Raw genomic sequence first — 24,317 nt, 5'->3', positions numbered from 1 at the left:
TTCGGGCTTCGGGCTTCGGGCTTCGGGCTTCGGGCTTCGGGCTTCGGGCTTCGGGCTTCGGGCTTCGGGCTTCGGGCTTCGGGCCGCCGGTTTCGGGCCGCCGGTTTCGGGCCTCCGGTTTCGGGCTTCCGGTTTCGGGCTTCCGGTTTCGGGCTTCCGGTTTCGGGCTTCCGGTTTCGGGCTTCCGGTTTCGGGCCGGCGCTCACCGCCCTCGCCCGGTCAAGCCCGTCGCGCGCCGCCCCGGGTCGGCCGCCCCGTCGCGGCGCAGCCCGCCGCGCCGGCTAGGCGAATTCAACCCGGTCGCGCCCGTTGCGCTTCGCGCGATACATCGCGGCATCCGCCGCGTCCAGCAGCCGCGCAACCGCGCCCGCCGCGTCGACCGGCTCCTCGATCGTGCGCACCGACACGCCGATCGACACCGTCACCCGCAGCGCCATCGGGTGCGTGTCGGAGACGTCCAGCTCGAGCGCGGCGACCGCGTGCCGGACCCGTTCGGCCACCACCGTCGCCTCGTTGCGCGCGGTCCGCAGCAGCAGCACCGCGAACTCCTCGCCGCCGTAGCGCACGAGCGTGTCGCCCGCCCGCAGCTGCGAACGCGCGCAGTGGGCGACCGCCACCAGCACGCGGTCGCCCACCGCATGTCCGTGCACATCGTTGATCTGCTTGAAACGGTCGATGTCGAAGAACAGGCAGGCGATCGTCTCCTGCCGGCGCGCCGCCCCGAGCACCGCCTCCCGCAAACGTTCGTCGAAGTAGCGGCGGTTCGCGAGCCCCGTCAGCGCATCGGTGATGCCGAGGCGCTGCAGGCGCTCGCGGTGCGCGACGTTGTCGAGGCTCGCGGCAACGATGCGCGCGAAGCGTTCCAGCAGATCGGTCGCCATGCCCGGCGCGAACCGCTCCGGATCAGCGCTGCCCAGGCACAGGCAGCCGATCGTACGGGCGGCGCGATCGTCGCCGAGCCGCAGCGGCAGCACGATCGCGCTCGCCACGCGCGCCGGCCCCGCCGGACCGAACGCCGCGCCGGCCCAGGCTCCGGGCGCGCCGAGCCACGGCACGCCGCCGGCCGTCAGGCGCATCAGCCAGGCCCCGAGCGGCAGATCCGCCGTCACGTCCGGATGCGGCGCGTCGTCGACGATCTCCGCCGCGAGCGGCTGCGCGCGATCGAGCCACACCCGCACCGCGTCGAGCGAGAACTCCGCCGGGAATCGCGCAAACAGCGCGTCGATGAAGGCCGCGAGCCCCGCCGCGCCGATCAGCGCCAGCTCGATGTCCTGAAACCGCCGCAGCGTGCGCTCATTGCGCAGCACGGTGTCCATCAGCGCACGGACCTCGGTCGGCAGGAACAGGGGATCGGAATAGCTCACGTTGAACAATAGGAGAGCGCGAGCGGACACGGCGCTCGACAGCCTGGATATCGGCGGCGCGCGCGCGAGCTTGAGGGGTGTGCGTTCAGGCGCGCCCGGCGAATCGACGATCGGCTGCGCCAAAGCCGCCGCGCGCCCAGTCGCTCGGGCACGCACTCACTCGGGCCGCCGTGACGCGACCGGACGCCGCCCCCCATCGCCGCCACGACGAGCCGAGCCCGCGAACGCTCGGTCGCCGCGCGGCGGCGGCGCCCCGCGCCCAACGTCGTGTGCGCCACGGCTTGCCGACGGCGACCGGCCACGTCTCGCGCGCCCCATGCGCCGCCACGCCGGCGGACCCGCGTGCCATCGCCCATCGCTCATCGCCGATCACTGGTCATCCATCACCGGTCAGCAACGGCATCGGGGCGACGACTGCCTACCCACGCCGGCCACGCCCGCCCGCGCCGCGCCAATCCAGCGCCAATCCCAGCGCTAGTCTCAGCACCTAAACCAACGCCTAAACCAGCAGCCCCAGGATCGCAGCCTTGACCGCGGCCTCGGTCTTGTTCATCGCATTCAGTTTGCGCATCGCATTGACGAGGTGAAACTTCACGGTCCGATCGTCGATCGACATGATCTTGCCGGTTTCGGCATAGGTCTTCCCGGCCGCCGACCACTGCAACGTTTCGCGTTCGCGCGCGGTCAGCTCGACCGCGTAGTCCGCCCCCTGCGGGTACTCGCTCATCGCGCTGCTGAATGCGGTCGCCAGCCACGACATCCGGTAGCCCTTGTCCGCCAGTTCGCGCTTGTCGACCGGCTCGGCCGAGCGCGCGAGGGTCACCAGCCCGCTCACGCCCGCGCGGCTGCGGGTCGGCATGCACCAGCCGTAGCGCAGGCCGTGGTGCGCGGCCTCCTCCCAGAACTCGGCCTGCCGGGTCTGGCCGCCGGCCTGCCAGATCAGGGGAAGCGTCTGCGTGAGCCCGTGGCGGACCGTGGGATCGATCGCGAAATAATTGCGGTCCACGTAGCGCTCGACCCACTTTTCCGGATAGTCCGACTGCAACGTGAATTGCGGATTGTTGATCGGAAAGGGCACGCGGATTCCGAACGAGCACCGCTCGAAGCCCAGTTCCCGCGCGGCGACCCGCAACTCCTGAAACACCTCATCTTCGGTTCTGGCCGCTGCAAAGGCGTCCAGGTACGTCTCTCTCCACGCATGCATACCTCACCCTCGCGATCGAACCGGGCCCGGGCGGGCCGCGGATGTGTACGGCGCCCACGAGCGCAATGACCCGCCGTCAGCGCCCGTCGCCGTGACATGGGCGGGGCACGGGGTTCCGCCCTTCGTCCGGGGCGGCTGCTCGAATGGCGCGATGCTTGTGTCCGGGTATTTCGCGCAACAGGCTCAACGTTACCTGAATCAGTCCGCGCAAACCGCGTTGCCGAAACGCGCAGCGAATACCGATGCGCATTCATTCTCTTGCCCTATTCCTGAAATCCGATCCAATGGGAAATGGAAATGAAATAACCGTATCGTCAAGCGACGCGTCGCGCATTTTTATTTATTTATTTTTCACTCCGCCCACCGCCGTTTCATCAAAAAATCGCCATGGATATGGCACAAACCTCGGAATATCGCTGATTCCGGCCCTTTGAATTTCTCCCTGCGCAATGCCATTGCATCATATGCAAATTCACTGGCACCCTGCCCATTCGGGCAGCTATTTTGCGCATCCAATGTCAGGTCCAATCATCCCGACAATTACGAGATAAAACGGGTCGCCAGCCGCTTGCGCTGACCGTCGCGAGGCGGCGGCGATCCGGATTCCGAGACGATCCATCCGTTCGTTCCAGATCCTGAATCAGCAGCCCGGATGGCCGTCGTCCACCGTCGACGGCCCCGGCGTACCCAAGCGGTGAAGCGGTCGTTCGCGGCCGCGTGTTGCCAACGGACAGAATCAAACTTGCCTGGCGGGTTTTCCCATGCAGACGCTGTCGGGAAACGGTTCCGCTGTGCAATCAGCATGTCGCGCGGCGCATCGTGGCCCCGTGGAAGTCGTCGTGAAACACGCGTCGTCCGATAGCCGACCTCGCGCGCGTCGCGCCGGCGCAATGGCATTGACGTGCACGAAGCCGCATCGCCACGGTTAATCGATGGCAAATCCCGATCGAGATGCAGCGGCCCATCCGCGCCGCGCCGAATATCGATACGTCGCCGGACGGCCCGCGTCATCCGGCGCGACTATCCCGGGTTTGCTTTCATCAGCGATAAACGAAGGATGGAACATGCCTCACGACTCGACAGAAGCCAACCCCGCCTCCACCTCGGCCGCGCCGCCGGACGGCTATTTGCCGCTGTTTCGCAGCAGCCCGTTCCTCGATCTCGTAGGGCCGCTGTTCTATCGCCCGGGCGACACGGGCTTCAGCCTCGGCCTGCGTGTGCTGGAACAACACCTCAACAGCGTATCGACGCTGCACGGCGGCCTGATCGCCACGCTCGCCGACGTCTCGCTCGGCTACGTGACCGCCTTCTCGCGCGAACCCACGCTCAGCATGGTCACGGCCAGCCTCACGATCGACTACCTGGGCGCGGCGGCGCTGGGCAGCTGGGTCGAGTCGCACGTCACCGTCAACAAGGTGGGCAAGCACCTCGCCTTCGCCGACGCCGCCCTCACCGCCGACGGACGTCCGGTGGCCAAGGCGCGCGCGTTGTTCGCCATCGCCGATCGCGCGCAGCCCGCCGCCGGCCTCAGTCCCCAGGACAAGGAGCCATCGTGAGTTTCGAATCCGAATTCCAGTCCATCCATACGCGCGAGACGCCGGGCAAGGCCAACGCGCGCCTCACGATCAACGATCCGTTCCTGCATCGCAAGCAGCGCCGACACTTCATCCTGCACGACGTGCTGCCCGCGCTGTTCACCGTCGTCGCGCTGCTGCTGATCCCGGTGCTGCGTCCCGGGCTGCCGGAACTCGCGGCGTTCCTGGTCATGTGGACCGTCACGGGGCTCGGGGTCTCCACCGGCTACCACCGCCTGTTCGCGCACAAGTCCTGGGTGGCGGCGCGGCCGCTGCGCAACGCGCTCGCCATCACGGGCGCGATGGCCGGGCAAGGCAGCGTGCTGTCCTGGGTGGCCATGCATCGACGCCATCACGAGCGCAGCGACGCGGACGGCGACATGCACTCGCCCAATCTTCACGGCGACGACTGGCGCGGCCAGCTGCGCGGCTTCCTGCACGCCCACCTCACCTGGATGATGGCGCACCCGTACCCGAGCGTCGTGCACTACGCGCCCGACCTGATGCGCGATCGCACCATCGCGTGGATCCACAAGCACTACCAGCGCTGGGTGATCCTCGGGCTGGTGCTGCCGGCGCTGTTCTGCGCCCTCGTGGAACGCTCCTGGAGCGGCCTGCTCATGGGCTTCCTGTGGGGCGGCATGGTGCGCATGTTCGTGCTCGAGCACGGCATCTGGTCGCTCAACTCCCTCTGTCACATGATGGGCACGCGCCGCTGGGCGACGCGCGACAAGAGCCGCAACATCGGCCTGATCGCCCCCTTCATCTTCGGCGAGAGCTGGCATCACAATCATCACGCCTTCCCGGGCTCGGCCTGGTTCGGTCTTCGGTGGTGGCGCGTCGACCCCGGCTACTGGTTCATCTGGCTGATGGGCGTGCTGGGTCTCGCGCGCGACATCAAGGTGCCGGAACGGGCCCAGCTCGAAATGCGCCGCGCCGCCGCGCGCTGAGAACAGGACGCATCCCTTCAATCCCAAGGAGACACCCGCTCATGAACACCCCCGCGAAACGCCCCGAAGACATCGTTCAATGGTGCCGCGACTACATCGCCGGCGTCCTGGACGTGCCGGTCGACTCGATCGATCCGGCCAGCGAGTTCGACACGCTGGGCCTCGATTCCGCGTTGATCACGTCGATGCTGATCGAGCTCGAGGAATGGCTCGGCATCGACATCCCGCCCTCGATCTTCTTCTCGCAAAGCACGCTCGACGGCATGGGCGCCGTGCTGGCCGAGCGCGTGGTGAGCGAAGGCGCCGGCGCGTAGACCTCGCGCCGCGCACCCGGAACCTGGACAGGAGAGCACGACATGACGGCAAGGCTGGAGCAGCAGGATGCGACGTATGGCGGGTCGGCCGACGCCATCCGCTATCACTACGACGTGAGCCGCGCGTTCTACGCGCTGTGGCTCGATGAAACGATGTCGTATTCGTCGGCGTTGTGGACGCCCGCCGCCACCGAACCGCTCGCGCTCGCGCAGCGACGCAAGATCGAGCATCACCTGCAGCACGCGCGCGCGGACCGCGCGACGCGCCTGCTCGACATCGGCTGCGGCTGGGGCGGCGTGATGCGGGCGGCCGCGGAGCTGCCCGGGCTGCAACGGATCGTCGGCCTCACGCTGAGCGAGGATCAGGCGGCCTGCGTACGCGAGCTGAACCATCCGAAGTTCGAGGTGCGGCTCGAGAACTGGGTCGATCATCGCCCTGCCGCGCCCTACGATTCGATCGTGTCGATCGGCGCGTTCGAGCACTTCGCCAAGCCGAGCGACACCGTCGCGCAGAAGATCCAGGTGTATCGCGACTTCTTCGAGGCCTGCCGCACGTGGCTCGCGCCCGGCGGCCGCCTGTCGCTGCAGACGATCGCCTACGGCACGATGCGCCGCGAGGAAGCCAGCCAGTTCATCAACCAGGAGATCTTCCCCGACGCCGATCTGCCCACGCTCGCCGAAATCGCCGCGGCGGCCGACGGCGTGATGGAGATCACCGACGTGGTGAACCATCGGCTGCACTACGCGCGCACGACCGAGACCTGGGCCGCGAACCTGAAGAAGCATCGCGCGGCGGCCGTCGAACTGGTCGGCGAGGACACCACCGCGCGCTACGAACGCTATCTCACGCAATCGTCCGCCGGCTTCTACATGGGCAAGATCGCCCTGCTACGCCTGGCCCTGCGCCCGATCGGCAGCAGTTGGCGGCAGATGGCCACGGCCTGAACGGAGACCCGCATGGAATCCCGTCAGCCCGCGACTGCAACCGCCACTGCGCCCGCGTTCAAGTTCAATCCGACGCATCCCGACTTCGTCCAGGATCCGTATCCGACCTACGCCCGGATGCGTCGCGAAGCGCCCCGTCTCCAGGCGCTGGGCACGCGCATCCTCACACGCTACGACGACGTGCTGGCCGTGCTCAAGCATCGCGACCTGAGCGTCGCGCTGATCCCGGACACCATCCAGCGCATGGCGTCCAGGCTGCGCGTCGAGCGCCTGGATCAGATCGATCGCTTCATCCGCAGTTCGATCGTGTTCACCGACAATCCCGCGCATGTACGCCTGCGACGGCTGGTCAACCAGGCCTACACGCCGCGCGCGGTCGCGCGGCTCGCGCCCCTGATCGACGATGAGATCGCCGCCTGCCTGCGCGCCTTCGACGACGGCGCACCGGCCGACCTGATCGCCGCCCTCGCGCGGCCGCTGCCCGTGCACGTGCTGTGCCGCTGGATGCGCGTGGAGGCGACGCATCGCGCCGACATCGCGCATCACGTGCACAACGTCCGCCTGCTGCTGGATCCGGGCATGATGGGACGGCGCGACTACGTGCGCGCCGCCGAATCGCTGGCCTGGCTGATCGACTTCTTCTCCGCGCATGCCGACGGCCCGGCCGCCGCGCACGAAGGCGTGGTGCGCGACCTCGTGGCCGCGCGCGCGGACGACGACCGGCTGTCGCACGAGGAAGTCGCGTTCGCGTGCGTCATGTTCTACGTGGCCGGCACCGAGACCACGCAATCGCTGATCGGCAATGTCGTGCTCGCGCTCGTCCGGCATCCGCGGCAGCTCGCGCTGTTGCGGGAACGGCCTGAACTCGTCGAGCGCGCGGTCGAGGAGAGCATTCGCTACGACACGCCCTTGCAGTTCACCAAGCGCGTCGCACGCACCGCCACCGAGGTGAACGGCATCGCGATCGCGGCGGGCGAGCAGATCCTCGCCTGCATGGGCGCGGCCAATCGCGACGAGGACGTGTTCGAGCGCGCCGACGTCTTCGATTGCCTGCGCACGGGCGCGCCCCACGTCGGCTTCGGCTACGGCCTGCATGCCTGCCTGGGCGGCCAGTTGGCCCGCCTGCAGGCCGAGCGCGCGCTGCACATGCTGCTCGCGCGCTATCCGGCCTGGGATCTCGATCCGACCGGCGTCACCTGGCAATCCGAGAGCCTGATCCTGCGCGGCCCGGCCGCGCTGCGCGGCCGCCTTCTCGCCGCGCTGGCCGAAGCGGACGAGACGCTCGCCGCCAGGGGCGTCGATGGCGAATAAGTGGATCGTGACGGCGCCGGACAATGCCGCCGCCCCGCATTCTCCGGTGCTGTACTGCTTCCATCACGCCGGCGGCAGCGCGGCGTCGTACAACGGCTGGTGCACGACCTGGCCCGCCGGTTCGCGGCTGCGCTTCGTCGAGCTGCCGGGCCGGCCGGGCGCGCCCGAGCCGCTGCCGTTCACCGAGGTCGAGGCCCTGATGCCGCCGCTGCTGCGCGCGTTCCTCGATCAGCATGAGACGGACACGCCCTATGCCTTCTACGGCCACAGTCTCGGCGCGCTGGTGGCCTACCGGCTCACGCGCGCGCTGCTCGCGCACGGCCACGCCGGCCCGGCCCTGCTCGCCGTGTCGGGCCGGCGCGCGCCCACCGCGCCGCTGCGCGGCGAGGCGCTCTGGAACCTCCCCGAGGCGGCGCTGATCGAGGCGCTGCGCGCGCTCGGCGGCATGGCGCAGCCGCTGCTCGCGAGCGCGAAGTGGCGCGACCTGTTCCTGCCCATCATGCGCGCGGACCTGCGCCTGTCCGACGAATACCAGGAAGCGCCGGACGCCCCGCTGCCGATGCCGCTGCTCGCCCTGCACGGACACGACGATCCGATCGTGCCGCTGCACGAACTGAACGCGTGGCGCGCGCTCGCGGGCGCGGGCTTCGAGCAGGCAGCCATGCCCGGTACGCACTTCTTCACGGCCGAGGGACTGCTGCGGGTGCGGCAGCGGCTGCAGGACGCGCTGGCCGGGATCCGCGCCGCGCATCCGCACGGAGCGCCGCAATGCGTGAACTGACGCCGCTCCCGCCCGCGCATGCCACGCTCAACGCGCTGGTCAGCCACTGGGCCGCGCAGCAGCCCGACGCCGAAGCGTTTCTGTTCCTCGGCGCGGAGAACGTGGAGCAGGAGCGTCTCAGTTATGCGCAGCTCGCATCGGCGAGCCGCGGCCTGGCGCGCATGCTGCTCGCGCAGGCCGCGCCCGCCGCGCGCATCCTGCTGATGTTCGAACCGGGGCTCGCGTTCGTCGTGGCGTTCTTCGCCTGCCATCGCGCGGGCATGGTGCCCGTCCCGGTGGTGCCGGCGCGCCGGGGCCGCATGCGCGACGCGGCCATCGCGGTCGCGAGCGATTGCGCGCCGGCGCTGCTGCTGTGCACGGCGGGACAGGCGGCGGCCGTGCGCGACGCGCTGGGCGGCGTCGAGGCGCTGCGCGCGTTGCCGGTCGTCGAAACGGACGTCGGCTCGGCGCTCGCTGCGGACGCGTCGGGCGCCGGTGCGTCGGGCGCCGGTGCGTCGGGTATCGGCGCGGCGCCGATCGATGCGCCGCTGGCCTTCCTGCAATACACATCGGGATCCACCTCCACGCCGAAGGGCGTCATGGTTTCGCAGGCCAACCTGTTCGCCAATCTCGAGATGCAGCGCCTGGCCATCCACAATCCCTGGGGTGCGTGCTACGTCGGCTGGACGCCGCTCTATCACGACATGGGCCTGATCGCGAACCTGCTGGAACCGTTCTATCTCGGTGGGCGCTGCGTGCTGATGTCGCCGGCCCAGATGGCGCAGGCGCCGTGGCTGTGGCTGCGGGCCATCTCGCATTACCGCGCGCATTCGAGCGGCGGCTCCAACTTCGCCTACGATCTGTGCATCGAACGCGCCGCGCGCATCCTCGCGGAACCGCTCGACCTGTCGTGCTGGAAGGTCGCGTTCAGCAGCGCCGAGCCGGTGCGCGCCGACACGCTCGCGCGCTTCCACGCCGCCTTCGCCGCGCTCGGGTACGACGGCCGCAGCGCCTATCCCTGCTACGGCCTCGCCGAAGCCACGCTGGTGGTGAGTTGCGGCGGCAGCCGCCCCCGGCCGGTGCTGCTCGATGCCAGCCGGTCGGCGCTGGAGCAAGGCCGGATCACGCCGCCCCGCTCGGACGACGACACGCGCACGCTGGTCGGCTGCGGCGCGCCCGTCTCGGGCGGCGAAGTCGCGATCGTCGATCCCGATACCCGCCGGGCGCTGACGCCCGGGCGCATCGGCGAGATCTGGGTGCGCGGCCCGCACGTGCCCACGGGCTACTGGAACAACCCGGCCGCGTCGGCCGAGACCTTCCATGCCGTGATCGACGGCGATCCCGACACGCGCCCGCACCTGCGCACGGGGGATCTCGGATTCGTGGACGAGTCGGGCGAAGTCTACGTGACCGGCCGGCGCAAGGATCTGCTGATCGTGCGTGGGCGCAACCTCTATCCGCAGGACCTCGAACGGGCCGCGCAGCGTGCGTATGCGGGCCTCGGCGAGGCCGCGGCCTTCCCGCTGGACGCGGATCGGATCGGCCTCGTGATCGAGGTGGCGCGGGAACAGCGACGCCATTTCGACCGGCTGCGCGCCACGGCCGCGGTCCGCGCGGCGGTGCTGCAGGAATTCGAGGTGTCCCTGCATGCCGTGCGCTTCGTCGCACCCGGCAGCGTCCCGCTCACCTCCAGCGGCAAGATCCGTCGTCGCGAAACCCAGCGCCGCTTCCTCGCCGATACGCTGCGCGACGTAAGCGCCGATGCGCACGCGTGAATCGCGCCCGTCACCCACCGTCGACCTGCCGGCTCGACCGGCAGGAAAAGGAACCTGGCATGTCCCCCCAAAGCGAAACGCTCGTCCACCCGATCGAAGCGCTGGTGATGTCGATGCCGGCCGCGCAGACATTGCAGTTGCGCTTCATCCGGATCGAGCCGGGCGAGGTGGAATTGACGCTGCCGTACCAGGACAGTCTGAGCTTCCGGCCCGGGCAATTGCAGGCCACGCCGATCTTCGCGGCGGCCGACTTCGCGGCGGTCTCGGCGGCGGGCACGCTGCTGCCGCCGGGCTGGGTCAACGCCACGATCGACTGCACGCTCAAGATCGTCGGTCCGGCCAACGGCACGATGCTGCGCGCGCGCGGCTACGTGATCGATGCCGGCAAGCTGATGACCGTCGCGGAAGCGCGCGTGTATTCGTGCCGGGACGGCGAGGAAACGCTCTGCGCCACCTTGCTGGCCACGGCGCGCAATCTGCCAGGGCGGCCCGAGTCGAAGCCGGCCTGACCTGAGCCGGGTCGCGGCGGCGCAAAGGCTTGCGTCCAACCGGGAAGCATCGAAAACGACGCGATCACCCGCGCTTCACACAGGATATTCGTCAATGGAATCAATCTTCCGGAAGATTGATTCCGGCATGCCCGAGCCACGCGCGCCCCCCGCCGCGACACGGCACCGGCGTGCCTCGATACACGCCACGGTAAAATCGCGTCGCGTCGTCCGATGCTCACGCGCGTCCACGTCGGGCAACCGCGCCGCCGACGCGCTGCGTCGATTTTCTTCCCCTGTCCCCCGGACCATGACCTACTCGCTTGCCACCTCCTACACCCGGGAACTCGAGATCCGCAAGAGCCGCTTCATCGCCTACGCGCTGCCCGTCGCCGACCGCGACGCCGCGATGGCGGAACTGCAACGCCTGCGCGCCGAGCATCCGACGGCGACCCATGTCTGCTGGGCGCTGCTCGCAGGCGGCCAGTCCGGCATGTCCGACGACGGCGAGCCGTCGGGCACCGCGGGCCGGCCGATCCTCGAAGTGCTGCGCCATCACGACCTGGACGGCGTGCTCGCGGCGGTGGTGCGCTACTACGGCGGCGTGAAGCTCGGCGCGGGCGGCCTCGTGCGCGCCTACACCGACGCGATCGCCGCCGCGCTGCTGAACGCGGAGCGGATCGAGCGGATCACGCTCGCGCGGCTCGCGATCGAACTCGGCTACCCCGACGAGGCGCGCATACGACGCTGGATCGAGCAGGAAGGCTATACGCTCGTCGACTCCGCCTACACGATGACGGTGCGGCTCGTGATCACCTTGCCGGCCACGGCGCAGGACGCGGCGCGCGCGGCCCTGCTCGACCTCACGCAAGGCCGCGCGGGGTTTCCCGCCTTCGAATAGGCCGCCTCGCGGCGCGCGCCCGGCGGCCGGTTCCGCCTGTGAGAAAATTCGTGCTGCGAATTTCCTTGCCGCCCGTCCGAGATCATGATGCCGTCCACGCTTCCCTTCTGGCGCGCCGCCCTGCGGCCGCTGCTCGACCCGTATCGCCGCTATCGCCACGCGAAGCTGATCCATGCCGCCCGCGTCGCGTTGAGCGTGCTGGTCTCGATCGCGCTGACGAGCGCACTGCGCATGCCACACGGCGAATGGGCCAGCATCACCGTGCTGATCGTGATCGGCGGCCTGCAACATCACGGCAACATCCGCAAGAAGGCCGCCGAGCGCGCGCTCGGCACCGTGATCGGCGCGGCGGCCGGGCTGTCGCTGATCGTGCTGCAATCCGCCTCCGGCTGGTCGCTGCTCACCCCGCTGCTGATGGCGATCGCCTGCGGGCTGTGCGCGTATCACGCGATCGGCAAGGCCGGCTATATCGCGCTGCTGTCCGCGATCACGATGGTGATCGTCGCCGGACATGGCGACAACGAGATCGCGGACGGGTTGTGGCGCGCGGTCAACGTGCTCGTCGGCATCGCGATCGCGCTCGCGTTTTCCTTCGCACTGCCGCTCTACGCCACCTATTCGTGGCGCTACGCGCTCGCCGACGCGCTGCGCGGCTGCTCCGCCGTCTATGCGCGCATCGCCGCGGCGCAACCGGTCGACGACGCCGCGCACCTGAAGGACATGGCCCGCATCAGCTCGCTGCTCGTGCAATTGCGTTCGCTGATGCCGTCGGTCGCGAAGGAGACCGGGATGTCGCTCGCCCAGCTCGAAGCGATCCAGCGCGGGCTGCGCCGCTGCATCAGCACGCTGGAAATGCTGTCCGGCGCGCAACCGGCGTCGGACGACCTCGCCGGGCGAACCTACGCCGTCGACACGCTCGCGAACGACAGCCGGCGCATCCGCGCGATGCTGGTGGGCGCCGGACGCGCGCTGAAATTCGGCGCGCTCGGCCGGCTCCAGCCGGCGGCGATCCCGCCCGCCGGCGCAGCGCCCGACGACACCCCCGCGCGGCTGTCCGGCTTCGTATCGCTGTCGATCACGCTCGATCGGGAGATCGAGGCGCTGCGCGCGCGCCTCCTCGATACCGCGAAGCTGTGGAATATCTGAATCCGATGCGCTGAAACCGAGGGCGTTCGCACCGTGCGTCGCGCGCGCGGCCGCCAACGCCCCCGCTCATCCGGCCCGCACGCCCGGCACCGCCCGATCGATACGACGCGACGCCCGGCGGCACATGCAAGGTGTCCGTGCGTCCCGACGACCGCCGCACGCGCGAGCACCTCGCCGCCCTGAAAAACGCGCCTCGATCCGCCCGCGCGGCCGCCATCCTGCGTTTCCCCGCGACGCGCGCTCGCCGCCCCATGCGACGCCGCGTCGCCGTCGCCCCCGTCCGCCCCCGCGCATGAAATAATCCACCCCGCGCCGCCACGACCTAGCCTCTCGGCCCGACGAACCGGCCACGCGTCGCCACGCGCCTACCGATTAAAACAACACTCAATACAAGGTATTCCGATGCCATCGTCGATCGCGTTTCACATCAACGGCCGCGAGGTGCGGCTCGACACCCCGGACGGCGCCACGCCGCTGCTCTACGCCTTGCGCAACGATCTCGGGCTGAACGGGCCGAAGTTCGGCTGCGGCCTCGCCCAATGCGGCGCATGCACGGTCCTGCTCGACGGCGTCGCCACGCGCGCCTGCGTGATGCCGCTCGCGGCGGTGCGCGGCCGGCAGGTCACGACGCTCGAAGGGCTGTCGGACGGTGAACGGCTGCATCCGGTCCAGCAGGCGTTCGTCGACCGGCAGGCCATGCAGTGCGGCTACTGCTCGAACGGCATGATCATGACGCTGGCGGCGCTGTTCGCCCGCGAGCCGGATGCGAGCCGCGACGACATCGTCAGCGAGCTGAACGGCAACCTGTGCCGCTGCGGCGCGCACGTCGAGATCCTCGACGCCGCCGAACACGCGCGCACCCTGCTGAAGGAGCGCGCGCAATGAACCGCTTCGAGGCCACCCGTCGCCGCCTGCTGAAAGCCGGCGGCCTGCTGATCGTGAGCTGCGCGCTGCCGCTCGCGCCGCGCGCGGCGTCCGCGAGCGACGCCGGGCCAACCGCGCCCGGCCCCTCGCCGGATCGCGTCGACAGCTTCATCGCGATCGGCGCCGACGGCACGATCACCGCGTTCAGCGGCCACGTCGATCTCGGCACCGGCGTACGCACCGCGCTCGCGCAGATCGTCGCCGACGAACTGCGCGTCGCGTTCGCGCAGGTGACGATGGTGCTCGGCGACACCCGCCGCACGCCGGACCAGGGGCCGACGATCGCCAGCGCGACCCTCCAGGTCAGCGCGGTCCCGCTGCGCCGCGCGGCCATGCAGGTGCGCGCCTTGCTCGCGGAGCGCGCCGCGCGACGCTTCGCCCTTCCCGTCGAGGCGCTCTCGCTCGACGACGGCTACGCGTATCCGCGCGACCATCCCGCTCAGCGCGCGGGCTATGGCGAGCTGGTGCGCGGCGAGGACCTGCACGTGCCGCTCGCGCCGGACGATCCGCCCGTCGCGACGCCCGCGCGCCGCCGCTATGTCGGCGCGAGCGTGCCGCGCGTCGACATCCCGGCGAAGGTGCGCGCCGCGCCGGTCTACGTGCACGACGTGCGGCTGCCCGGCATGCTGCATGGCCGCGTGATCCGGCCGCCCTATGCGGGCGCGGACAGCAGCGCGCCGCTCGGCCGCGCCCTGCTCGGCGTCGACCGGGCCTCCATCGCGCACCTGCCGGGCGTCGTCGAGGTGGTGGTCAAGGGCGATTTCGTCGGCGTGGTCGCGCAGCGCGAGGAACAGGCGATCGCCGCGATGCGCGCGTTGACGGTGCGCTGGCGCGACTGGCGCGGCCTGCCCGACCTCGCGCCGGATCAATTGCATCAGGCGCTGCTTGCGCATCCGTCCCAGCCGCGCCCGCTGCATGAAACACCCGGCTTCGACGCGACGCTCGCGGCCGGCGCGCAGCGGCTCGACGCCGATTATGTGTGGCCGTACCAGATGCATGGGTCGATCGGCCCGTCGTGCGCGGTGGCCGACGTGAACGCCACGCGTGCGGAGATCTGGTCGGGCACGCAGAATCCGCACGCGTTGCGCCTCGACCTCGCGCGCCTGCTCGGCCGGCCCGCCGGGCAGGTCCAGGTGACGCGCCTGGAAGCGTCCGGCTGCTACGGCCGCAATTGCGCGGACGACGTGAGCGCCGATGCCGCGCTGCTGTCGCAGGCGGTCGGCCGGCCGGTGCGCGTGCAACTGATGCGGGACCAGGAAGCAGGCTGGGAGCCGAAAGGCACCGCCCAGCTGATCCGCGTGCGCGGCGCGCTCGATGCGGCGCACGCGGTCGCCGCCTACGAACTCAAGACCTGCTATCCGTCCAACAACGCGACGACGCTGCCGCTCGTGCTGACGGGCGTCGCCCCGAACGACGCCATCGTCGAGCAGATGGGCGACCGCACCGCGATCCCGCAATACACGTACCCGGCGCTGCGGGTCGTCGCGCTTGATGCCGCACCGATCGTGCGCGCGTCCTGGCTGCGCGGCGTATCGGCCCTGCCGAACGTGTTCGCGCACGAGTGCTGGATCGACGAGGCCGCGCAGCGCGCCGGCGCAGATCCGATCGCCTATCGGCTGCGCTATCTGCAGGATCCGCGCGCGATCGCGCTGCTCGACGCGCTGAAGGCGCGCGCGCGGTGGGTGGACGGCCCCGCGCACCGCACGCCGGCGCCGGCGGACCAGCGGATCCTGCGCGGCCGCGGGATGGCCTATGCGCGCTACTTCCACAGCAAGTTTCCCGGCTACGGCGCGGCCTGGGCCGCGTGGGTCTGCGACGTCGAGGTCGACCGCGAAACCGGCCGGATCCGCGTGACGAAGGTCTGCGTGGCGCACGACTGCGGCCAGATGATCAATCCGGACGGCGTCCGGCATCAGGTCCACGGCAACGTGATCCAGTCGCTCAGCCGGATCCTGAAGGAAGCCGTGAGCTTCGACGGCGCGGGCGCGACGTCCCTCGACTGGGGCGCCTATCCGCTCCTGCGCTTCGACGAGGTGCCCGAGATCGACGCGCTGCTGCTCGAACGCCCGGACGCGCCGCCGATGGGCGCGGGCGAATCGGCATCGGTGCCGAGCGCGGCCGCGGTCGCGAACGCCGTGTTCGACGCCGCCGGCGTGCGCCTGCGCGAAGTGCCGTTCACGCCGGCGCGCGTGCTGCGCGCGCTGCGCGCCGCGTCGGGCGCGGAGGCCGACGCGCACGCAGCCTGAGCCGTTCCGCCGATCCCGCGACCCGGCGCAGCCGGGGGCGCCCTGCCCCTGACTACGCTTCCGCCACCAGGAACATCTCGCCGCCGGCCGGCGTCAGCCCGTCGCTGCGCCCCGAGAAATAGCGCTGCGCCAGGTCGGCCGTCGCGAAGTGGCGCGCCCGCGCGAACCCGGCCTCGCGCGCGAGCGCGACGATCTCCTCGGGGCGGAACAGGCTCTGGAACGGCGTGCCCGAAGCCCGCGCACGCGCGTACATGGCCTCGTGCTGCGCGCGCTCCGCGGGAGCGACGAGATCGAGCGGCACGATGAAGGTCATCGCGAGCGTCGAGCCCGGCGCGAGCGAAGCAAGCTGTTCCAGCGTCGCGCGGTTCGCGTCCCGGGTCAGGTACATCGACACGCCCGTCGACGCCACCACGGCCGGCTGCGCGGGGTCGAAGCCCGCGGCCGCGAGCGCCGCCCACCACGACGCCCCCGCCTCGAAGTCGACGGGCACGAAGCGCAGCCCGGGCGCGCCGCCGAGCCCGGTCTCGTCGAGCCGCCGCCGCTTCCAGGCCTGCGGCCCGGGGCGATCGATCTCGAACACGCGCAGCCGGGCGGCCAGTTCCGGCCGGCGCTGCGCGAACGTATCGAGCCCCGCGCCGAGGATCACGTACTGCGCGACGCCCGCCGCCGCGGCCGCTTCGATCTGGTCCTCGATGAAACGCGCGCGCGCGACGATCGAGGCGCGATAGCCGCGGATCCCGTCGGCGCCGACGTCGGGCCGGCTGCGCCAGTCGCCCTCCGGCTCGACCAGGCGCAGCCCGAGCGTGTCGTCGAACACGTGCGGCGGCGGGTCGCCCAGCACATGCATGGCCCGCCACAACGCCACCCGCACCGCGGTGCCGTCGGGCGCCGCGTCCCGCCCATCCGTCCCTTCCTTCATCGCGCGCTCCCGTCGCTTCACCATGAAGCTGCGTCACAGTGTAGGTAAACGCGGCCGACAGGCTCGCCCAAGCGCGCCGGGCCGGCTATCATCTGAGGCGACGCGCGGGCCGCCCCGCGCCGCCCCCGATTCGCCGCTCACTGTGATGCCACGCCGATGAATGCCACGCCCGACATGCCCTCCCGCCCCGCGCTGCGCGCGCTGACCGCCCTCGAAGCCCGCGTGCTCGGGGTCCTGGTCGAAAAGCAGCACACCGTGCCCGACACCTACCCGCTGTCGCTGAACGCGCTTGCCGCCGGCTGCAATCAGAAAACCGCGCGCGCGCCGGTGATGAACGCGACCGAGGCCGAGATCCTCACCGTGATCGACGGCCTGAAGCGCCTGAGCCTCGTCGCGGAAGGCAGCAGCAGCCGCGTGCCGCGCTTCGAGCACAACCTGAACCGCGTGCTGGGCATCCCGACGCAGGCCGCCGCGCTCTTGACGGTCCTGCTGCTGCGCGGCCCGCAGACGGCCGCCGAGCTGCGCCTGAACAGCGCGCGCCTGCACAACTTCGCGGATATCTCCTCGGTCGAGGCGTTCCTGGAGGAATTGGCCGAGCGCGCGCCCGCGCTCGCGGTCAAGCTGCCGCGCATGCCGGGCGAGCGCGAGAGCCGCTGGGCGCACCTGCTGTGCGGCGAGGTCGCGATCGACGACGCGCCGGCGCGGGCCGCGTCCTTCGCCGCGGCCGAGGACGGCGCGGTCTCGCCGTCCGAATTCGAGGCGCTGAAGGCCGAGCAGAACCGTCTCGCGGCCGAGCTGGCGCAGTTGCGCGCGCTCGTCGCCCACCTCGCCGGCGAGCTGGGCATCGACCCGGGCCCGTTCGACATCGCCCCCTGATCCTCCGCCGTTCGTGTCCATGCGCACCGGCCGCCCGCACGCCGCCGCGTTCACCGCCCTCCTCGCCGCCGCGCTGTTCGGCGCCACGACGCCACTCGCGAAAGCCTTGCTCGGCAGCCTGTCGCCGTTCATGGTCGCGGGGCTGTTCTACCTCGGCAGCGGCCTCGGTCTCGCGATCGTGACGCTACTGCGCCGGCCGCCCGCGGGCGCGGCCCGCATTCCGCGCGCCGAATGGCCGTGGCTCGCGGCCGCGATCGCGGCGGGCGGCGTCGCCGGGCCGGCGCTGCTGATGCTCGGGCTCGCCGCCACGCCCGCCGCGACGAGCGCGCTGCTGCTGAATCTGGAAGGCGTGTTCACAGCGCTGATCGCCTGGATCGTGTTCCGCGAGAACGTCGACGGGCAGATCCTGCTCGGCATGCTCGCGATCGTCGCGGGCGGCGCGCTGCTGTCCTGGCAGCCCGGCCCGGGCGGCCTGACGGCGGGCGCCCTGCTGGTGGCGGGCGCCTGCGCATGCTGGGCGATCGACAACAACCTGACGCGCAAGGTGTCGACCCACGATGCGGTCGTCATCGCCTGCATCAAGGGGCTCACGGCGGGCGTCGTCAATCTGTCGATCGCGGCGGCGCTCGGCGCGCCGCTGCCCGGCGCGGGCGTGGCCGCCGCCGCGCTGGTGACGGGCTTCGCCGGCTACGGCGTGAGCCTCGTGCTGTTCGTCGTCGCGCTGCGCAACCTGGGCAGCGCGCGCACCGGCGCGTATTTCTCGGTCGCGCCGCTGATCGGCGTCGCGCTGTCGCTGCTGCTGTGGCCGGCGTGGCCCGGCGTGACGTTCTGGCCGGCCGCGCTGCTGATGGCCGCGGGCGTCGCGCTGCATCTGCGCGAGCGCCATGCGCATCCGCACACCCACGAGCCCATCGAGCACCATCACAGTCATTCGCACGACGCGCACCACCAGCACGAACACGACTTCGCGTGGGATGGACGGGAGCCGCATGCGCATCCGCATCGCCACCTGCCGATCACGCACACGCACGCGCACTATCCCGACATCCACCACCGGCATTCGCACTGAAAAGCGCCGATGCGACGGATCGCGGGAACGGGCGGCTCGCCGCCCGTTCCGTCAAGCAAACGCACGGCAAGACGGAACCCGATCCGGCCCGCCTCCGCGCGAGCCGGATCGGCCGGGGCGGCATCGGCTCCGCCATGCCCATCCTGGCACTGCGTGCGTGCTCAAGAGCGCGCAGCGCTGTCGGCGACATGTTCCACCGAGGCGTCGAGCGCCCCCTCGCCCCGGCTCACGCGAGCCAGCCGAACACCGCGCCCGCGACCCCGGCCGCGCTGACCGCCAGCGCGATCGCCGCCACGCTCCATAGCCGCGCGCCGCGCAGGCGCTGGGCGGGCGGCAGCGCGGTCGCCGCCAGCGCGACCAGCAGGCCGATCACGAGCGGCAGCATCACCGCGTTGACCACCTGCGCGGCGACGTTCAAGGACACGAGGTCAGGCACCGCCCATACGATCCCCGCGCAGCCCACGACGGCCGCGCCGTAGATGCCGTAGAACCACGGCGCGCGCGCGGGCCGCGCTTCGAGCGAGCGCGAATAGCCGGCGACCTCGCCGAGCCCCCACGCGAGCGCCAGCGAACAGACGATCGCCGCGACCATCGACGCGCCCAGCACGCCCGCGCCGAACAGCACGCGCGCGGCGGCCGCGCCCATCACCGGTTCGAGCGCGACGCTGATCTCGCCGACGCTTTGCAGCGCATGCGGCGCGCCCGCGAGCGTCGCCGCGGCCGCGACCAGCACCGCCCCAGTCAGGCATTGCGTGAGCACCGCGCCGAGCGCGGTCTCGACGCGCGCCGCGCGATAGTCGTCGGGCCCGAGCCGCTGGTCGACCACGGCCGCCTGCTGGTAGAACACCATCCACGGATTGAAGGTCGCGCCGATCAGCGCGGCGGCCAGGTAGGCGAAATGCGGATCGCCGAGCGGCGGGCGCAAGGCCTGCGCGGCGAGCGCGTGCCAGTCGGGCGCGGCCTTCCAGGCGACCGCGAAGAACATCAGCTCGAAGCCGCCGATCAGCATCGCGACCTTGTCGACGCGCCGGTGCGAGCCCGTCAGCGCCACCAGCACGAGCACCAGCACCGCGAGCGCGAGGCTCACCCCGCGCGGCACGCCGAACATCTCGCCCACGCCCGCGACCCCGGTGAACTCGGTCACGAGCGAGCCGAGCACGGCCACCACGAGGCCCGCGACGGAGATCCACGCCCACCCCGCGCCGAAGTGCGCGCGCACCAGCTCGCCGTGACCGCGCCCGGTGAAGATGCCGAGCCGCACGGTCAGCGCCTGCACCACGTACAGCAGCGGAATCAGCGCGAGCAGCAGCGGCAGCAGGCGCGCGCCCCATTCCGCGCCGGCCTGCGCCGCCGTGACGACATTGCCGGCGTCGCAGTCGGCGAGCATCACGAGCAGGCCCGGCCCCCACAAGGCCAGCCAGCGCAGGCGGGAAGCGGAAAGCGGACGAGGTGCGGTGGAACCTGACATGGGCGGCCAAGAATGGATAACGGCCGAACCGGATCGGCTCGACGGCGACGCGCGGATTGTAGCGCCCCGCTTCTGTCACCGCGCCTGCGCGCGCCCTTCAGCGCGATTACACGCCCGCGCGGCGCCGTGGCGCGCGGATAATGCGGGAACCCCGCAACCCGCCTCCCCCTCGTCATGAACACCTACCTCCTGCTGGGCATCGGCTTCGGCGCCGGTCTGCTGATCGCCATCTGGGGCATCTGGAAGCTGCGCTGACCCGCCTGCGTCAGGCGAGGAACAGCCGGTACGCGGGATTGCCGCTTTCCTCGCGATACGGGTAGCCGAGCGTCGCGAGAAACCCCGCGAACGCCGCCTCGTCGGCGGGCGGCACCTGCAGGCCGACCAGGATCGAGCTGCAATCGGCACCCTGATTGCGGTAATGGAACAGGCTCACGTTCCAGTCGGGCGCCATCGCCGACAGGAACTTCATCAGCGCGCCCGGCCGCTCCGGAAACTCGAAGCGGAACAGCCGCTCGTCGCGCGCGAGCGGCGAACGCCCGCCGACCATGTAGCGCACGTGCTGCTTCGCCAATTCGTCGCCCGACAGATCGACGGTCGCGAAGCCGTGCGCCTCGAAATCGGCCGCGATCCGGGCCGATTCGTCGCGCTGCCGGATCTGCACGCCGACGAACAGATGCGCCGTGCGCGCATCCGCGATGCGGTAGTTGAACTCCGTCACGTTGCGCTCGCCGATCCGTTCGCACAATCGCCGGAAGCTGCCGCGCACCTCGGGCAAGGTGACCGCGAACACCGCCTCGCGCGCCTCGCCGACCTCGGCGCGCTCCGCGACGAAGCGCAGCCGGTCGAAGTTCATGTTCGCGCCCGAGGTGATCGCCACGAGCGTCCGGCCTTCGATCCCCTCGCGCGCCGCATACCGCTTCGCCCCGGCCACCGCGAGCGCACCCGCGGGCTCCAGCACGCCGCGGGTGTCCTGGAACACGTCCTTGATCGCCGCGCACAGCGCGTCGCTGTCGACCGTCAATACCTCGTCGAGATACAGACTGCACAGCCTGAACGTCTCCGCGCCGACCAGCTTGACCGCCGTGCCGTCGGAGAACAGCCCGACCTCGGCCAGCTCGACCCGTTCGCCCGCGCGCAACGACTGCGCCATCGCGCACGAATCCTCGGTCTGCACGCCGATCACGCGGATCTCCGGGCGCAGCGCCTTCACGTAGGCCGCCACGCCGGCCGCGAGGCTGCCGCCGCCGATCGGCACGAAGATCGCGTGGATCGGCCCCGGGTGCTGATGCAGCAGCTCCTTCGCCACGGTGCCCTGGCCGGCGATCACGTCGGGATCGTCGAACGCGGGGATGAAGGCGAGATCGCGCGCGCGTTGCAGTTCGAGCGCGTGCGCATAGGCGTCGCTGTACGACTCGCCGGCCAGCACCACCTCGACCGCCGCGCCCCCATGCGCGCGCACCGCGTCGACCTTCACCTGGGGCGCGGTGCGCGGCACCACGATGGTTGCCTTGACGCCGAGCCGCGCCGCCGCGAGCGCCACGCCCTGCGCGTGGTTGCCCGCCGACGCGGTGATCACGCCGCGCGCGCGCACGTCGGCGGGCAGGTTCGCCATCTTGTTGTACGCCCCGCGGATCTTGAACGAGAACACCGGCTGGGTATCCTCGCGCTTCAGCCAGACCGGATTGCGCAGGCGCGCGGACAGATCGCGCGCGGGTTCGAGCGCGGTTTCCACGGCGACGTCGTAGACGCGCGCATTCAGGATCCGCTTCAGGTAAGCGTCGAACGGACGGGCGCGGGGCGCGGCGGCGTCGGTCTCGGTGTCGGGCTCGGCGAGCGCCGCGTCGAAGGTCTGCATGGGAAGCTCCTGGTGCGTGTCGGATCCCAGGAGACGGAAACAAAAAACCCGCCTCGTGGGGCGGGTTGTCGTGACAGCTTGATACGTGCGCTAACCCACCATTCGGAGAATGATGGTAATAATGCGCGCGATCGGAAAGCCGTGACGGTTCATGGGCGCAAGCATCGGCGATGCCCGCGCGTTTGTCAATCCCCCGACGGCGGAGGCAATTCCGGCACCATCATGTCGGCCGGCACCGGACGCCGGATGTAGTCGGCGTGGTGCTCGCGACTCGGCAGCTGCACCGCCTCGCGCTCGACCTCGTGGTACGGCACCTGGCTCAGCAGGTGGTGGATGCAGTTCAGGCGCGCGCGCTTCTTGTCGACCGCCTGCACGACCCACCACGGCGCCTCCGGGATGTGCGTGCGCGCGAGCATCTCTTCCTTCGCCGCCGTGTAATCCTCCCAGCGACGCCGGCTTTCCAGGTCCATCGGGCTCAGCTTCCACTGCTTGAGCGGATCCTCGATGCGGCTGTGGAAGCGCGACTCCTGCTCCTCGTCGGTGATCGAGAACCAGTACTTGACGATCTGGATCCCGCTGCGCGCGAGCATCTTCTCGAACTCCGGCACCGAGCGGAAGAATTCCTCATACTCATCGTCGGTGCAGAAGTTCATCACGCGCTCGACGCCCGCGCGGTTGTACCAGCTGCGGTCGAACAGCACGATCTCGCCGCCCGCCGGCAGATGCGCGGCGTAACGCTGGAAATACCACTGGGTGCGCTCGCGGTTGTTCGGCGCGGGCAGCGCCGCGACGCGGCACACGCGCGGGTTCAGGCGCTGCGTGATGCGCTTGATCACGCCGCCCTTGCCGGCCGCGTCGCGGCCCTCGAAGATCACGACGAGCCGGTGGCCGGTGCTCACGACCCAGTCCTGCAGCTTCACCAGTTCGCCCTGCAGCCGGAACAGCTCGCGGAAATAGTGCTTGCGCGCCTCGCGACGCTCGGCGCTGAACAGCAGGTCGTCGCTGTCGAAACGGCGGTCGTCCAGCTCCATTTCGAGTTCTTCGTCGTAGGCGTCGACCAGGTCTTCCTCGAGCTGGCGCCGCCGCCCGTGCAGGTCCGTCGCGCCGGGCCGCGCATCGTTCTCGTTCATGTTCCGCCTCCTTCCGCATCGCAGGGTATTGCCCCGATTATCGCAGGTGCGAATGTCAGCGGGATTACCGGCTCAAAACCGATAATTGAGCAGAACCGTCCCCAGCACCGGATTCGCGGCGATATCCGTCGTGTTCGACGCGAGCACGCCGCTCGGCTGGTTGATGTTGAGCGTGATCGTCGTGCGCAGCGGAATATAGGTGATCATGCCCGTCACCCACAGCCGCCGCGTGATCTGATAGCTCGCGCCGACCGTGAAGACCGGCTCCCAGACGCTCTTGATCGTCGCCGACACGGTCGTGTGCGCCGGCAAGGCCAGATTCGCGCCCGCCTCCAGCAGCTTCTGGATCGCGTCCGGGTCCTGCAGCAGCGACTGCAGCGAACCGATCTTGTCGCCCGCCGCCAGCAATCCCCCCAGCGACGCGAGTTTCCGGTCGAACACGGCCGTGAGATTGGTGCTGGTGAAGCGCGCATAGCTGATGCCGAGCCCGACGAATGGCCGGAAGCGGTCGTCGCGCTCGCCGAGGTAGTACTTGAAGACGGTCGACGCGAGCCAGGCGCGCGTCGAGCCGAGCGGATTGCTGTCGGCATTGCCGAGGTCGATCAGCGGCAGCTTGCCCGACACGCCCGGGAAGATCTTGTCGAGCGGCAGGCCGATGCCGCCGTGGCCGCGCAGCGTCAGGATCGGCGGAATGCCTGCGCCCAGCTCGGCCGCCCAGTGCTCGGTGAAGAAATGCGTGAACGTCATCGCGAGCGTGTTGGTGTTGCTCAGCGAGACCTGGCTGCCCGGGTTCGTGAAACTGCCGAGCCCCAGCGCGCCCGTCTTCGTCACGACCGGCGTCGAGCGGCCCGTGGTCGCCACGAAGTGCCAGCCGACGCCGATCATGTTGCGATCGTCGCCTTCGAGCTGCTCCATCAGCGACGGCCCCTGCGCCGCCGGCAGATCGGGCAGCCGATCCGGGTCGATCGGATGCAGTTCGTACGGCATCCGGTCGTAGCGCACGCCCGCGACGAAGCGCGGCGACGCGCCCGCCGGCGGCCGCACGGGCTCGGCGCCGCCTGTCTCTTCTACACCTCTGACGCTGCCGACGATCGGCGG

Annotated in this window: 21 protein-coding genes; 14 read left to right on the top strand and 7 right to left on the bottom strand. The window is 70.6% G+C overall.

Going from position 1 to position 24,317, the window contains the following annotated elements; all coding sequences use genetic code 11:
- Positions 1-281: 281 nt before the first annotated feature.
- Together AC1RQF_RS28870 and AC1RQF_RS28865 are read right to left on the bottom strand one after the other, a co-directional pair.
- Entirely contained in the window at positions 282-1,364 is a 1,083-nt protein-coding gene (locus tag AC1RQF_RS28870) for a GGDEF domain-containing protein (RefSeq protein ID WP_492873497.1), read from the bottom strand.
- A gap of 499 nt (positions 1,365-1,863) precedes the next feature.
- Positions 1,864-2,508: a LuxR family transcriptional regulator gene (locus AC1RQF_RS28865; protein WP_273996149.1), complete on the bottom strand. Its 645-nt coding sequence runs from the start codon at positions 2,506-2,508 to the stop codon at positions 1,864-1,866.
- A gap of 1,124 nt (positions 2,509-3,632) precedes the next feature.
- Here AC1RQF_RS28865 and AC1RQF_RS28860 point away from each other — a divergent pair.
- The 12 genes from AC1RQF_RS28860 (at position 3,633) to AC1RQF_RS28805 (ending at position 15,902) form a co-directional block, all read left to right on the top strand.
- On the top strand, positions 3,633-4,124 hold the full coding sequence (locus AC1RQF_RS28860; RefSeq protein ID WP_273996151.1) for a PaaI family thioesterase: 492 nt from the start codon (positions 3,633-3,635) through the stop codon (positions 4,122-4,124).
- The gene (locus AC1RQF_RS28855; protein ID WP_492873496.1) at positions 4,121-5,092 is read left to right on the top strand and encodes an acyl-CoA desaturase; all 972 of its coding nucleotides are present in this window, start codon (positions 4,121-4,123) and stop codon (positions 5,090-5,092) included. The genes AC1RQF_RS28860 and AC1RQF_RS28855 overlap by 4 nt, the downstream gene beginning before the upstream one ends.
- Before the next feature lie 41 nt (positions 5,093-5,133).
- Entirely contained in the window at positions 5,134-5,406 is a 273-nt protein-coding gene (locus AC1RQF_RS28850) for an acyl carrier protein (RefSeq protein ID WP_492873495.1), read from the top strand.
- 42 nt (positions 5,407-5,448) lie between these two features.
- Positions 5,449-6,351, top strand: coding sequence for a class I SAM-dependent methyltransferase (locus AC1RQF_RS28845; RefSeq protein ID WP_492873494.1), 903 nt, complete (start codon positions 5,449-5,451; stop codon positions 6,349-6,351).
- A gap of 12 nt (positions 6,352-6,363) precedes the next feature.
- Entirely contained in the window at positions 6,364-7,662 is a 1,299-nt protein-coding gene (locus tag AC1RQF_RS28840) for a cytochrome P450 (RefSeq protein WP_273996155.1), read from the top strand.
- A complete protein-coding gene (locus tag AC1RQF_RS28835; protein ID WP_273996156.1) occupies positions 7,652-8,443 on the top strand; it encodes a thioesterase II family protein in 792 nt (263 codons plus the stop codon). Before AC1RQF_RS28840 ends, AC1RQF_RS28835 begins: the two co-directional genes overlap by 11 nt.
- Positions 8,431-10,197: a fatty acyl-AMP ligase gene (locus tag AC1RQF_RS28830; protein ID WP_492873493.1), complete on the top strand. Its 1,767-nt coding sequence runs from the start codon at positions 8,431-8,433 to the stop codon at positions 10,195-10,197. The genes AC1RQF_RS28835 and AC1RQF_RS28830 overlap by 13 nt, the downstream gene beginning before the upstream one ends.
- 59 nt (positions 10,198-10,256) lie before the next feature.
- Entirely contained in the window at positions 10,257-10,706 is a 450-nt protein-coding gene (locus AC1RQF_RS28825) for a PaaI family thioesterase (RefSeq protein WP_273996159.1), read from the top strand.
- A 289-nt stretch (positions 10,707-10,995) separates the two neighbouring features.
- Positions 10,996-11,586 (top strand): IMPACT family protein, encoded by a 591-nt coding sequence (locus tag AC1RQF_RS28820; RefSeq protein ID WP_273996160.1) that lies wholly within the window; start codon positions 10,996-10,998, stop codon positions 11,584-11,586.
- A gap of 84 nt (positions 11,587-11,670) precedes the next feature.
- Positions 11,671-12,732, top strand: a complete 1,062-nt coding sequence (locus AC1RQF_RS28815) for an FUSC family protein (protein ID WP_443111435.1) — start codon at positions 11,671-11,673, stop codon at positions 12,730-12,732.
- A 402-nt stretch (positions 12,733-13,134) separates the two neighbouring features.
- Positions 13,135-13,617: a (2Fe-2S)-binding protein gene (locus tag AC1RQF_RS28810; RefSeq protein WP_492873492.1), complete on the top strand. Its 483-nt coding sequence runs from the start codon at positions 13,135-13,137 to the stop codon at positions 13,615-13,617.
- Positions 13,614-15,902 (top strand): xanthine dehydrogenase family protein molybdopterin-binding subunit, encoded by a 2,289-nt coding sequence (locus tag AC1RQF_RS28805; protein ID WP_492873491.1) that lies wholly within the window; start codon positions 13,614-13,616, stop codon positions 15,900-15,902. The genes AC1RQF_RS28810 and AC1RQF_RS28805 overlap by 4 nt, the downstream gene beginning before the upstream one ends.
- Before the next feature lie 52 nt (positions 15,903-15,954).
- Here AC1RQF_RS28805 and AC1RQF_RS28800 read toward each other — a convergent pair whose 3' ends face one another.
- A complete protein-coding gene (locus AC1RQF_RS28800; protein ID WP_273996164.1) occupies positions 15,955-16,845 on the bottom strand; it encodes a class I SAM-dependent methyltransferase in 891 nt (296 codons plus the stop codon).
- Between the two features lie 132 nt (positions 16,846-16,977).
- Here AC1RQF_RS28800 and AC1RQF_RS28795 point away from each other — a divergent pair, with 132 nt between their 5' ends.
- Together AC1RQF_RS28795 and AC1RQF_RS28790 are read left to right on the top strand one after the other, a co-directional pair.
- Positions 16,978-17,697 carry a YceH family protein gene (locus AC1RQF_RS28795; protein WP_273996165.1) on the top strand — a complete coding sequence of 240 codons (720 nt, stop codon included), beginning with the start codon at positions 16,978-16,980 and terminating at the stop codon, positions 17,695-17,697.
- 13 nt (positions 17,698-17,710) lie between these two features.
- Positions 17,711-18,766, top strand: a complete 1,056-nt coding sequence (locus tag AC1RQF_RS28790; protein ID WP_443111436.1) for a DMT family transporter — start codon at positions 17,711-17,713, stop codon at positions 18,764-18,766.
- Between the two features lie 226 nt (positions 18,767-18,992).
- On the opposite strand, the gene AC1RQF_RS28785 is transcribed toward AC1RQF_RS28790, so the two are convergent.
- The 4 genes from AC1RQF_RS28785 to AC1RQF_RS28770 all read right to left on the bottom strand — a co-directional run.
- Positions 18,993-20,234 carry an NRAMP family divalent metal transporter gene (locus AC1RQF_RS28785; RefSeq protein ID WP_492873490.1) on the bottom strand — a complete coding sequence of 414 codons (1,242 nt, stop codon included), beginning with the start codon at positions 20,232-20,234 and terminating at the stop codon, positions 18,993-18,995.
- 265 nt (positions 20,235-20,499) lie between these two features.
- On the bottom strand, positions 20,500-22,089 hold the full coding sequence (gene ilvA, locus AC1RQF_RS28780; RefSeq protein ID WP_273996167.1) for a threonine ammonia-lyase, biosynthetic: 1,590 nt from the start codon (positions 22,087-22,089) through the stop codon (positions 20,500-20,502).
- A gap of 185 nt (positions 22,090-22,274) precedes the next feature.
- A complete protein-coding gene (ppk2, locus tag AC1RQF_RS28775; protein ID WP_273996168.1) occupies positions 22,275-23,219 on the bottom strand; it encodes a polyphosphate kinase 2 in 945 nt (314 codons plus the stop codon).
- Positions 23,220-23,291: 72 nt separating this feature from the next.
- A partial coding sequence (locus AC1RQF_RS28770) for an OmpW/AlkL family protein (RefSeq protein ID WP_492873489.1) occupies positions 23,292-24,317 on the bottom strand: 1,026 nt, incomplete at its 5' end.

Source organism: Burkholderia sp. GW821-FHT14F03 (assembly GCF_058803765.1).
This window is presented reverse-complemented; position numbering and strand designations above follow the sequence as displayed.